14 protein-coding genes are annotated in these 11,297 nt (G+C 63.4%); 13 read left to right on the top strand and 1 reads right to left on the bottom strand.

The annotated features are described in order from the left end of the window. The 8 genes from D3872_RS21955 to D3872_RS21930 all read left to right on the top strand — a co-directional run. A partial coding sequence (locus D3872_RS21955) for a DUF933 domain-containing protein (RefSeq protein WP_119812787.1) occupies window positions 1–652 on the top strand: 652 nt, incomplete at its 5' end. Window positions 653–918: 266 nt separating this feature from the next. Next, window positions 919–1,116 (top strand): hypothetical protein, encoded by a 198-nt coding sequence (locus D3872_RS26135; protein ID WP_220476987.1) that lies wholly within the window; start codon window positions 919–921, stop codon window positions 1,114–1,116. 29 nt (window positions 1,117–1,145) lie between these two features. Next, window positions 1,146–1,382 (top strand): hypothetical protein, encoded by a 237-nt coding sequence (locus tag D3872_RS26130; protein ID WP_502567905.1) that lies wholly within the window; start codon window positions 1,146–1,148, stop codon window positions 1,380–1,382. An 83-nt stretch (window positions 1,383–1,465) separates the two neighbouring features. Beyond that, the gene (locus D3872_RS26125; RefSeq protein ID WP_220476986.1) at window positions 1,466–2,068 is read left to right on the top strand and encodes a hypothetical protein; all 603 of its coding nucleotides are present in this window, start codon (window positions 1,466–1,468) and stop codon (window positions 2,066–2,068) included. Next, window positions 2,013–2,621 (top strand): hypothetical protein, encoded by a 609-nt coding sequence (locus D3872_RS26120; RefSeq protein WP_220476985.1) that lies wholly within the window; start codon window positions 2,013–2,015, stop codon window positions 2,619–2,621. The genes D3872_RS26125 and D3872_RS26120 overlap by 56 nt, the downstream gene beginning before the upstream one ends. Before the next feature lie 118 nt (window positions 2,622–2,739). Continuing rightward, window positions 2,740–3,645, top strand: a complete 906-nt coding sequence (gene bla, locus D3872_RS21940) for a subclass B3 metallo-beta-lactamase (RefSeq protein ID WP_119812786.1) — start codon at window positions 2,740–2,742, stop codon at window positions 3,643–3,645. A 32-nt stretch (window positions 3,646–3,677) separates the two neighbouring features. After that, the gene (locus D3872_RS21935; RefSeq protein WP_119812785.1) at window positions 3,678–4,529 is read left to right on the top strand and encodes an MOSC domain-containing protein; all 852 of its coding nucleotides are present in this window, start codon (window positions 3,678–3,680) and stop codon (window positions 4,527–4,529) included. 56 nt (window positions 4,530–4,585) lie between these two features. Continuing rightward, the gene (locus tag D3872_RS21930; protein WP_119812784.1) at window positions 4,586–5,716 is read left to right on the top strand and encodes a GGDEF domain-containing protein; all 1,131 of its coding nucleotides are present in this window, start codon (window positions 4,586–4,588) and stop codon (window positions 5,714–5,716) included. Window positions 5,717–5,731: 15 nt separating this feature from the next. On the opposite strand, the gene D3872_RS21925 is transcribed toward D3872_RS21930, so the two are convergent. Next, window positions 5,732–7,717: a monovalent cation:proton antiporter family protein gene (locus D3872_RS21925; RefSeq protein ID WP_119812783.1), complete on the bottom strand. Its 1,986-nt coding sequence runs from the start codon at window positions 7,715–7,717 to the stop codon at window positions 5,732–5,734. A gap of 112 nt (window positions 7,718–7,829) precedes the next feature. Between D3872_RS21925 and D3872_RS21920 the strand changes: the two genes are divergently transcribed. From D3872_RS21920 to lptB, 5 genes are all read left to right on the top strand, one after another. Then, window positions 7,830–8,828, top strand: a complete 999-nt coding sequence (locus D3872_RS21920; protein ID WP_182915889.1) for a KpsF/GutQ family sugar-phosphate isomerase — start codon at window positions 7,830–7,832, stop codon at window positions 8,826–8,828. After that, window positions 8,828–9,358 carry a KdsC family phosphatase gene (locus D3872_RS21915; RefSeq protein WP_119812781.1) on the top strand — a complete coding sequence of 177 codons (531 nt, stop codon included), beginning with the start codon at window positions 8,828–8,830 and terminating at the stop codon, window positions 9,356–9,358. Before D3872_RS21920 ends, D3872_RS21915 begins: the two co-directional genes overlap by 1 nt. Before the next feature lie 7 nt (window positions 9,359–9,365). Further along, on the top strand, window positions 9,366–9,950 hold the full coding sequence (lptC, locus tag D3872_RS21910; RefSeq protein WP_119812780.1) for an LPS export ABC transporter periplasmic protein LptC: 585 nt from the start codon (window positions 9,366–9,368) through the stop codon (window positions 9,948–9,950). A gap of 37 nt (window positions 9,951–9,987) precedes the next feature. Then, window positions 9,988–10,551, top strand: coding sequence for a lipopolysaccharide transport periplasmic protein LptA (lptA, locus tag D3872_RS21905; protein ID WP_119812779.1), 564 nt, complete (start codon window positions 9,988–9,990; stop codon window positions 10,549–10,551). Between the two features lie 3 nt (window positions 10,552–10,554). Beyond that, on the top strand, window positions 10,555–11,297 hold a 743-nt coding region (lptB, locus tag D3872_RS21900), incomplete at its 3' end, for an LPS export ABC transporter ATP-binding protein (protein ID WP_119812778.1).

Below are 11,297 nucleotides of genomic sequence, written 5' to 3'. Positions count from 1 at the left end.
ACAGAAGAAAGCGCGTTCGGGCGACAAGGACGCAGCCAAGCTGGTAGCCCTGTGCGAGCGCATCATGCCGCAACTGAACGATGCACAGCCAGTGCGCGCGATGGGCCTCTCGGACGACGAAATGGCGATGATCAAGCCGCTGTGCCTGATCACCGCCAAGCCTGCGATGTACGTGGCCAACGTGTCCGACACCGGCTTCACCAACAACCCGCTGCTCGACCAGCTGGCCGAATACGCCAAGTCGCAGAACGCGCCTATCGTCGCCATCTGCGCCGCGATCGAAGCGGAAATCGCCGACCTGGACGAAGAAGACAAGCACGCCTTCCTGGCCGACATGGGCATGGACGAACCGGGCCTGGACCGCCTGATCCGCGCCGGCTTCAAGCTGCTCGGCCTGCAGACCTACTTCACCGCCGGCGTGAAGGAAGTGCGCGCATGGACCATCCACGTGGGCGACACCGCGCCGCAAGCTGCGGGCGTGATCCACACCGACTTCGAGCGCGGCTTCATCCGCGCGCAGACCATCGCGTTCGACGACTTCATCGCCTACAAGGGCGAAACCGGCGCCAAGGAAGCGGGCAAGATGCGCGCTGAAGGCAAGGAATACGTCGTCAAGGATGGCGATGTGCTGAACTTCCTGTTCAACGTATAAGCATGAGGCCGGGAGCCGGCGGAGCGCGCCCGCGCGAGTTGGCGGTGGTCGAGGGGGAAATCAAGGCGCTGGAGGCCGACATTGTGCGCCTGCTGGGCGAGGTCACGGCGTGATGGTGCGCGCTGAAAGCCTCGCCTGCGGTCAGGCGGCCCGATTTTTGCTGCGAAACGCCATCCGTTTGCGTATAATTGCGTCCAACAACACCCCCCACGCATCCCGTTAGATCTGCGCACCATGGGGGGTTACTTTTTTCCAGCGGCGGAAAAGTGAAGTATCGCAAGCGCCCGTTCACCCACGAGCAGCAGCTCGACCAGTTGATCCAGCGCGGCCTGGTCTGCGCGAACCGCGCCGAAGCGCTCCACTACCTTGGGCATATCAACTATTACCGCTTAGGCGCCTACTGGCTTCCGTTCGAGGCTGACCGTGCCAGCCATGCCCCGGAACCCGCTTCGAAGAGGTACTGACTCTGTACATCTTCGACCGGGAGTTGCGCTTGCTGGTGCTCGATGCCATCGAGCGTGTCGAAACCAGCTGGGCCTATACCCTGGCGCATCGCTATGGCCCGCATGCCCAACTGGACGCCAGCCTGTTCAAGAAACCGGCCCGAAACTGGGACTACGCCCGGCAAAGCCAGAAGCTGGAAGCCTTCGCAGAAGCCGGTGAGCGATGGCACGTGACCGCACCAGAGCGGCGATGCGGCAGCGTACTGCTCAGTGTGCTGGGACGCTGAGCTTTGCCCCATAAACGAAATGGCGGCGATAGGCAAAGATGGCCGGTTTCTTTCATAAAACATCAGGCAGAAATTAAAACAGCATGAGCGAGTACCAATACTACGAATTCGTTGCCATCGACCGGCCGCTAACCCGAGACGAAATGGCCGAACTCCGTTGCTGCTCTTCACGGGCGACGATCACGGCGACGAGTTTCGTCAACGAATACAACTGGGGCGGCTTGAAGGCTGATCCGGCACACTGGATGCGGCGCTATTTCGATGCCTTCGTCTACACGGCCAATTGGTGCAGTTGCCGGTTGACCCTGCGGCTGCCGCATGACGCATTCAACAAGGCCGAAGTGAAGCGGTTTGCGACGGAATCTGCACTGACGATCGATGATTCGGACACGCACTGGATCATCGATTGGTCTCTGGACGACAGCCAGGATTACGACCGCTTCGGCATGGAGACCGGCCAAGGCTGGATGGGAAGCCTGGCGCCATTGCGCGACGAATTGCTGCGCGGTGACCGGCGCCCGCTCTATCTTGGCTGGCTGGCCGGCGTCAGCGCCGGTGAAGTCGATGACAATGCCTTTGAACCGGAGTTGCCGCCGGGGATGTCCCAGCTTTCGGCTTGCACAGCAAGCCTTGGCGGAATTTCTGGACATCGATCCCGACCTGGTAACCGCAGCGGCTGCAGGTAGCCAGGAGGTCGAAGACTACTGGCGCGATGATGACAGTGTCGAAGTGTGGATGACGGAATTATCCAGGAATGAGACAAGGATTGTCTTCGACCTGCTATTGCAAGGTGCTTCGCAACAAGCCGAACGCCGAGTAAAGTCGGAATATCTCGCCTGGTTAAAGGCAAGCGGATCGCGAGAGTCATCACCCGCAAAACCGCGCAAGGTGGCCGAACTGCGCGCGCTTGCCGAGCAAGCAGAAAGGCGTCGCTTGGAAGGCGAAGCGAAAGAGCGCGCTCGACAGGAAGCCGAACAGCGCAAGCAACGCGAGGCCCGCCTCCTGATGCTGGCCGCCGATTTTGATCGCCACTGGAAAGTGGTCGATCGGCAGGCAGAACGGGGCACGGCGTCCGGCTATGATGAAGCGAAACGCGCCCTTGTCGATCTCGCCGCCGCTTATGCTCTCGTGTCGAGCCGGAATGTTTTCGATCAAGCCTTGCGCCGCTTCATGGTGAGCCATGGCAAGCGCTCGTCACTGGTTCGCCGGCTGGTCGAGGCCGGACTATGGCAGAAATAGCGATCAATCGCCGGTTTTCCGCATACGCCTTAGGGATATACATGCGGTTTAATGGATAAGATCGCGGCGAAACCCCTGCTCCACCGCTCCGCTGTACACTTTTTTGAGGAGAACGTTTGTGACTGTATTCGCTAAGATCGTATTCGCAGCATTTGCCAGCGCAGCTGGAATAGCCTTCGCCCACAACCCCGGCAACATCGCCTGCTCCAGCTGCAAAGCCTGGAACGAGCCCCAGCAGCCCTTCCAGGTCTACGGCAACACGTACTACGTCGGCACCCGCGAACTCTCCGCCATCCTGGTCACCAGCCCCCAAGGCCACGTCCTGCTCGACGGCGCGCTTCCGCAGTCCGCCCCGCTGATCGAACAAAACATCAAGTCCCTCGGCTTCAGGCTCGAGGACGTGAAGCTGATCCTCAACTCCCACGCCCACTTCGACCACGCCGGAGCCATCGCGGCCCTGCAGCGCAAGAGCGGTGCGGCCGTGGCAACCAGCGCCCACGGCGCGAAGGTGCTGATGGACGGCCAGATCGGCAAGGACGACCCGCAATACGAAGAACCCGCCTTCAGCTACCCACGCGTGGCTGCGGTCGAACCGGTGCGCGACGGCGAAACCCTGAAGGCAGGCGCCATCGACGTCACCGCCCACATGACCCCCGGCCACACGCCCGGCAGCACGACGTGGACGTGGAAGTCCTGCGACGCCGGCCGCTGCCTCGACGTCGTCTACGCCGACAGCATGACCGCCGTATCGCTGGGCAGCTACCGCTACACCGGCGGCAACGGCGGGCCCGACGTGTCGAAGCTGTTCAAGGCCAGCATCGATAAAGTCGGTGCGCTCAAGTGCGACGTGCTGCTCTCGACCCACCCGGGCGCTTCAGGCATCATGGAAAGGCTGGCCGCCAGGACGCCTGCGAACAACACCTTCATCGACGCGGGCGCCTGCCGGGCCTTCGCGAGCAAGGCGCAAGCCAAACTGGCCGAGCGCATCGCGTCTGAAATGCGCGACAATGCAAGCGGCCGCTAACGCGCGACTGAACAACCATATCCGGGAAACGTATGCCAACGATCTCCGAACTCGTCATCTACCCCGTCAAATCCTGCGCCGGCATCTCGGTCCGGAAAGCCACGCTGACCACCGCGGGCCTGTCGGTCGATAACGTCTACGACCGCGAATGGATGGTGGTCGGCCTCGACGGCCAGTTCCTCACGCAGCGCGAATACCCGCAGCTCGCGCTGGTTTCTCCGCGCATCAGGATGGACACGCTGGAACTGCGCGCGCCCGGCATGCTGCGGCTGGAGATTCCGCTCGACCTGCCTCCGCCCGAGCTGGAACAGCTGGTCGAAGTGAAGGTATGGGAAGACACGGTCATGGCCTACAACTGCGACGAAACCACCGCCACCTGGTTCTCGCAGGTGATCGGCGCGCCATGCCGGCTGGTGCGTTTCCACGCCACCGCCAAGCGCCATGCCAGCACCAAGTGGACCGGCGACGTCGAAGCGCCAACCTTGTTCTCCGACGGCTACCCGGTGCTGGTGATCGGTTCCAGTTCGCTGGCGGACCTGAACGAGAAGCTGGCGGCTGCAGGGCGCGACCCGCTGCCGATGAACCGCTTCCGTCCCAACGTCGTCATCGACGGCATGGAGCCATACGAAGAAGACTTCATCGGGAATTTCATCGCCGGTGAGGTCATCTTAAAGCCGGTCAAGCCATGCCCGCGCTGCCCGATTCCGTCGGTGGACCAGGAGACCGGCATTCCCGGCCCCGATCCGCTCGACGTCATGCAGTCTTACCGCAAGAAACCGCAGCTCGACGACGCGGTCTGCTTCGGCATGAACTGCATCGTCACCGACGGCGCCGGCCAGGTGCTGCACGTAGGGCAGGAAGTGAAAGCCGACCTTTTGTTCTGAGTATTTATGCATATCAGGTAAGATGGCGGCAGTTTAATATCGCGGCAGGGAACGGTATGCACGAATTGGGCACGACATCGGGTGATCTGGCGGCGGAGAACGAGTCCCTGCGCGCGCGCATGGCGTACCTGATGGAGCAGGCCGAACGCAATCACGAGATCATGCGCCGGCACCAGGCGTTCGACCTCGAGATCGTCGCCGCCGATAACTTCTCCAACCTGGTCAGCACGATTTTCCGCAGCCTGCCGACGATCTCGGACCTCGATATCGTCACCCTCAGCCTGGTCGACGAGGAAGCCGACATCCAGACCGTGATGAACGTGCTGGGCGTGGACTTCGCCGAATTCCCGCAGCTGCATTTCGTCGCCAGCGAAGCGTCGCTGGGCTTTGTCCCGGCGCGCAGCCCTGCCTTCACCGGCCCGCCGAAACCGACGCTCGGGCCTTACTCGCCCGCGCTGCACCAGCAGATGTTCCCGAACCCGCCGGCCGGCCTGCAAAGCATCGCGCTGGTGCCGCTGCTGCGCAACCGGCGCCTGATCGGCAGCCTGAATCTCGGCAGCCTCGACCCGGCGCGCTTCACGCCGTCGATGGGCACCGACTTCGTCGAGCACATGGGTTCGATCATCGCGATCTGCCTCGAGAACGTGATCAGCAACGAGATGCTGAAGTACATCGGCCTGACCGATTCGCTGACCGGCGTGTATAACCGCCGCTACATCGACCGGCGCCTGATCGAGGAGATCGCGCGTGCGCGGCGCCAGGCCTACCGCATCTCCTGCATGTACATCGACATCGACCACTTCAAGCAGGTCAACGACACCTATGGGCACCAGGGCGGCGACGAAGTGCTGCGCGAGGTGGCGACGCGCATCAAGACCGAACTGCGGGTCTCGGACGCGCTGGGGCGTTTTGGCGGGGAAGAATTCGTGGTGTTGCTGATCGATGCGGACCTCGACTCCGCGACCACGGTGGCGCAGCGTATCCGCGCCAACATCGCCGGCACGCCGTTCCACCTGTCCAGCGGCACGACGGTTTCGCTGTCGGTGTCGATCGGCGTCGCGACGCTGGACGACTTCGAGCGCGACCACGCAATGGAAGGCGTGGCCCACCAGCTGGTGGCGCATGCCGACACCGCGCTGTACCAGGCCAAGGCCGAAGGCCGCAACCGCGTCGTCTCGTTCGACTAATCTTCAAAACCCAGGTCAGTTGAGCAAGCGGCCTTCCGCGCGTTCCAGCGCGTCGGCGGGACCGCGCAGGACAACCACGTCGCCGCGCTCGAACAGCGTGTTGGCGTCGGCTTCTACACGTTCCTTGCCGCGCCGCAGATGCGCGACTTCGGCGCCTACTTCGTGCAGTTCCAGCTCGGCGATGCGCTTGCCGATCGATCCGGCGCCGTCCCCCAGCGATACCGAATGCAGCCGCACGAAGCTGTGTTCCGGGTCGTCCGCTTCGTCCGACGAACCGTGGAAGTAGCCGCGCAGCGAGGCGTAGCGTTCTTCACGCACGGCTTGCACCCGGTGCACCACGCGCCGCAGCGGCACGCCCATCATCACCAGCGCGTGCGATCCGAGCATCAGGCTCGCTTCCAGCGATTCGGGCACCACTTCGGCAGCCCCCGCCTTTTTCAGCATGTCCAGTTCGGAGTCGTCATGGCAGCGCACGATCACCGGCAGCGACGGCGCCAGTTCGTGCGCGAGGTGCAGCACCTTCAGCGCCGACGCCGTATTCGCGTACGTGACCACCATCGCGCTGGCGCGGTAGATACCGGCTGCGATCAGGCTTTCCTTGCGCGCCGCGTCGCCATACGATACGTTGGCGCCGGCCGATTGTGCTTCCTGCACCCGCTCCGGGTCGAGGTCGAGCGCGTGGTAGGCGACCTTCTCGTCGCTCAGCAGCGTGGCCAGGCTTTGCCCGCTGCGGCCGAAACCGGCGATGATCACGTGCTTTTGCGTGGCCATCGTGCGCGTCGCAATCTGGGTCAGCTGGAGCGACTGCATCATCCATTCGTTGGAGGCGATCTTCATGACGATCTGGTCGGACTTCTCGATCAGGAAGGGCGCCACCAGCATCGACAGCACCATCGAGGCCAGCACCAGCTGGATCAGGTAGGGGTCGAGTAGCTTGGCGCCGGCGGTCAGCGTCAGCAGCACGAAGCCGAATTCGCCCGCCTGCGCCAGCGCCAGCCCGGTGCGCGTGGCCACGCCATCGGGCGCGCCGAACAGTTTCGCCAGCAGCGCGATCAGCGCGAATTTCAGCAGCACTGGAACCCCGAGCAGCACCAGCACCAGCCACCAGTTGTCGATCACCAGCTGTATGTCGAGCAGCATGCCGACCGTGATGAAGAACAGCCCCAGCAGCACGTCGCGGAACGGCTTGATGTCTTCCTCCACCTGGTGCTTGTACTGGGTTTCGGAGATCAGCATGCCGGCCACGAAGGCGCCCAGTGCGAGCGACAGGCCGGCCTGCTCGGTGATCCAGGCCGCGCCAAGGGTGATGAGCAGCAGGTTGAGCATGAACAGCTCCTGCGAGCGGCGCTTGACCACGATGGCGAACCATTTGCGCATCAGCTTCTGGCCGAAGAACAGCAGCAGCACCAGCACGATGACGGCCTTGAACGCGGCCCAGGCCAGCGTTTCGGCCAGTTCTTCCGGCGGCCTGCCCAGCGAAGGGATCAGGATCAGCAGCGGCACCACCGCCAAATCCTGGAACAGCAGGATGCCGATGATCTTGCGGCCATGCGCGCTTTCCAGCTCGAGCCGCTCGGTGAGCATCTTGACAACGATGGCGGTGGACGACATTGCCAGCGCGCCGCCAAGGGCGAACGAGGCCTGCCAGCTGATGTTGTATTGGGGCGGGAGCTGGATGGACAGCAGCCATCCGAACAGCATGGCGCCGAGGATGGTCAGCCCCACCTGCGCCAGCCCAAGCCCGAACACCACGCGCCGCATCGACATCAGCTGCGACAGCGAAAATTCGAGCCCGATCGAGAACATCAGGAACACGACGCCGAATTCTGCCAGCGTGTGTGTTGTAATATTATTATCAGCCAGCCCCAGCGCATGGGGGCCGATCAGGATACCGACGGCCAGGTAGCCCAGCATCGGGGGCAGGTGGAGCATTCGGAATGCGACCACGCCAAGGACGGCGCTGCCAAGTAAAAGTAGGGTCAGTTCCAGTCCAGAATGCATGCGTGTTTGCCGGTCCTCAGCGTGTTAAATCGTTGTTTGTTGTGACTGGCAAGTTTTTTGCTTTCGCAATTCGTTTATACTGCCTCCTATGAGTGTAACCCATGAAAAAACAATGCTGAAAGCTTTTGATAACACCGCCCTCCAGCGCGCCATGCAACTGGCGCGCGAGACCCTCGAAATCGAGGCGGACGCCATCCGCGCCGTACTGACGCGCCTCGAATCGGACGACAGTGTGGCCCGTGCGGTCGGCCTGCTGTTCAATTGCGACGGACGCGTGGTGGTATCGGGCATCGGCAAATCGGGCCATATCGCCCGCAAGATCGCAGCCACCCTGGCGTCCACCGGCACCCCGGCCATGTTCGTGCACCCGGCCGAAGCGGCCCACGGCGACCTTGGCATGGTCACCAGCCATGACGCCTTCATCGCCATTTCGTATTCCGGCGAAGCCGCCGAACTGCTGTCCATCCTCCCGATCGTCAAGCGCATGGGCGCCCCGCTGATCGCGATGACCGGCAAGCCGCAATCGAGCCTGGCGCAGCTGGCCGACGTCCACCTGAACATCGCGGTCGAGAAGGAAGCCTGCCCCCTGAACCTCGCGCCGACCGCCAGCACCACCGTGACGCTGGCGCTGGGCGACGCGCTGGCCGTGGCGCTGCTGGACGCGAACGGCTTCCGCGAGGAAGACTTCGCGCGTTCGCACCCGGGCGGCGCCCTTGGCCGGCGCCTGCTGACGCACGTGCGTGATGTCATGCGCAGCGGCGACGCGGTTCCGCAGGTGGCCGCAAACGTATCGCTGACCGAAGCGCTGGTCGAGATCACCCAGAAGGGCATGGGCATGACCGCCATCGTCGACGATGCAGGCCGCCCGGTCGGCGTGTTCACCGACGGCGACCTGCGCCGCATGCTGGAACGCGTGCAGGATTTCACCAAGGTCACGATCAGCGACGTCATGCACGCCAACCCGCGCCGCGTCCACCCAGAACAGATGGCCGTCGAAGCGGTGGCGATCATGGAAGAGTTCCGCATCAACCAGATGCTGGTGGTCGATGGCGACGACAAGCTGGTCGGCGCGCTGCATATCCACGACCTTACCCGCGCCAAGGTGATCTGATGCGCGAACTCGAACACATCCGCCGCGCAGCGGCAGTCAAGGTAATGATTTTCGACGTCGACGGCGTACTGACCGACGGCACCCTGACCTACGGCCCGGACGGCGAGGCCACCAAGGTTTTCTACGTGCTGGACGGCCTCGGCATCCAACTGCTGAACAAGACCGGCGTGAAAACCGCCATCATCAGCGCGCGCCAGTCGCCCATCGTGGTCAAGCGCGCGGCCGACCTGGGCATTTCCCACGTCTACCAGGGCATCCACGACAAGCGCGTGGCGTTCAAGTCGCTGCTGGAGGAAACCGGTGTCACGGCCGACCAGTGCGGCTACATCGGCGACGATGTGATCGACCTGCCGCTGCTGCTGCAAGTGGGCTTTGCCGTCACCGTGCCGACCGGGCACTCCGAGGTGCAGCATCGCGCCCACTACGTCACCCGCGCCAATGGCGGCCGCGGCGCAGTGCGCGAAGTGTGCGACATGGTGATGCGCGCCCAGGGAACCTACGAACAGGCGCTTGCGCCTTATTTCGCTTAAAGGCTCCATGCACAAGCGAACCGCGCACCGTTGGAGGCTCACCGCCATCATGCTGGCGGCGACCTTTGCCGCCTTCGGCACCTTCTGGCTGGTGCAGATGATGGAGAGCGACCCGGGCCTGAGTTCGGACGCGTTCAAGAACGAGCCGGACTACATCGTCGAGAAGTTCAGCTTCGTGCGCATGACGCCGGACGGCAAGCCGCGCTACATCGTCTCGGGCGACAAGCTGACCCACCGCCCGCTCGACGATTCGGCCGAGATCGAGAAGCCGTTCCTGCAGGGGCTCGGCGCAGGCCAGCCGGAGACGGTAGTCCGCGCCAAGCGGGCGCGGGTCGACCACGGGAACACCCAGGTGCACCTCATGGGCGACGTGGACATCGATCGCAAGGCGACGCCGGATGCGCGCCCGGTGCGCATGCGCACCCAGGCGCTGACGGTGTTCACCGAAGAAGACCAGATGCAGACAGACCAGCCGGTGGAGATTGTGTCGGGCGGCTCGAAGATGACGGGAACCGGCCTGTTCATCGACAATGCGGCGCGCAAGGTGCAAATCCAGAGCCGTTCGCGGATCACTTATCCGCCACGGCAGTAAAACCGGGCAAGAACAACCGACAAGCGAGAAAACGACTATGAAGAAATTACTGCTGTTCATCGCGCTGTGCGGCCTTGTCGCAGGCACCGCACTGGCCGAAAAGGCCGATTCGTACAAGCCGATCGTGATCGATTCGGACTCGGTGGACATTGACGACGTCAAGCAGATCACCACCCTGACCGGTAACGTCGTGCTGACCCGCGGCACGCTGTTAATGAAAGCAGCCAAGGCGACCGTGCGCACCGATGCCGAAGGCTACGACCACGTGGTCTTCAATGCCGCGCCAGGCGGGGTGGCCACCTTCCGCCAGAAGCGCGACGGCGGCGACCTGTGGGTCGAAGGCGAGGCTGAGCGGATCGAGTACGACAACAAGAGCGAAGTGGTGAAGCTGTTTTCGAAGGCCAGGCTGGCGCAACTCGCAGGCAAGAAAGTGACCGAGGAAATCGTGGGCGAATTCGTCTCGTACGACAGCCGCCGGGAGCTGTTCAAGGCGGCGAATTCCCCGACCGGCGAGAGCAAGCCGGGCGGGGGGCGCGTACGCACGGTGCTTGACCGGTCGGCCAAACGCGTGTCGCCGGCGCCAGCAACGCCAGGACAATAAACGATGGAACAAAAAAAGTGTGGCAGCACGCTGATCGTCCGCGGACTGCAAAAAAGTTACGGGAAACGGCTGGTGGTGCGCGACGTGTCGCTCCAGGTCGAGTGCGGCGAAGTGGTCGGACTGCTGGGCCCTAACGGCGCCGGCAAGACGACCTCGTTCTACATGATCGTCGGCCTGGTGCCGTCGGACGCCGGCTCGATCGACATCAGCGGCGTCGACATCTCCAGCCTGCCGATCCACCGCCGCGCCACGCTCGGCCTGTCCTACCTGCCGCAGGAAGCGTCGGTGTTCCGCAAGCTGACCGTGGAAGACAATATCCGCGCCGTGCTGGAGCTGCAAAAGATCGACGGCAAGGCGCTGGCCAAGGACGAGATCGAGGCGCGCCTCGATGCGCTGCTGGCCGACCTGCAGATCGAGAAGCTGCGCGAGAACCAGGCCATGTCGCTGTCGGGCGGCGAGCGCCGCCGCGTGGAAATCGCGCGTGCGCTGGCGACCAACCCGCGCTTCGTGCTGCTCGACGAACCGTTTGCGGGCGTCGACCCGATCGCCGTGATCGAAATCCAGCGCATCGTGCGCTTCCTGAAGGAGCGCAAGATCGGGGTGCTGATCACCGACCACAATGTGCGCGAGACGCTGGGTATCTGCGACCGCGCATACATCATCAACCAGGGCGCGGTGCTTGCGTCGGGCCGCCCTGACGACATCATTGCCGATGAATCGGTACGTCGGGTGTACCTGGGCGAACA

The sequence above is a fragment of the Massilia cavernae genome (genome assembly GCF_003590855.1).
GTDB lineage: Bacteria > Pseudomonadota > Gammaproteobacteria > Burkholderiales > Burkholderiaceae_D > Telluria_A > Telluria_A cavernae.
The sequence above is the reverse complement of the archived record's forward strand: the minus strand, read 5'-3'. Positions and strand labels throughout refer to the sequence as shown.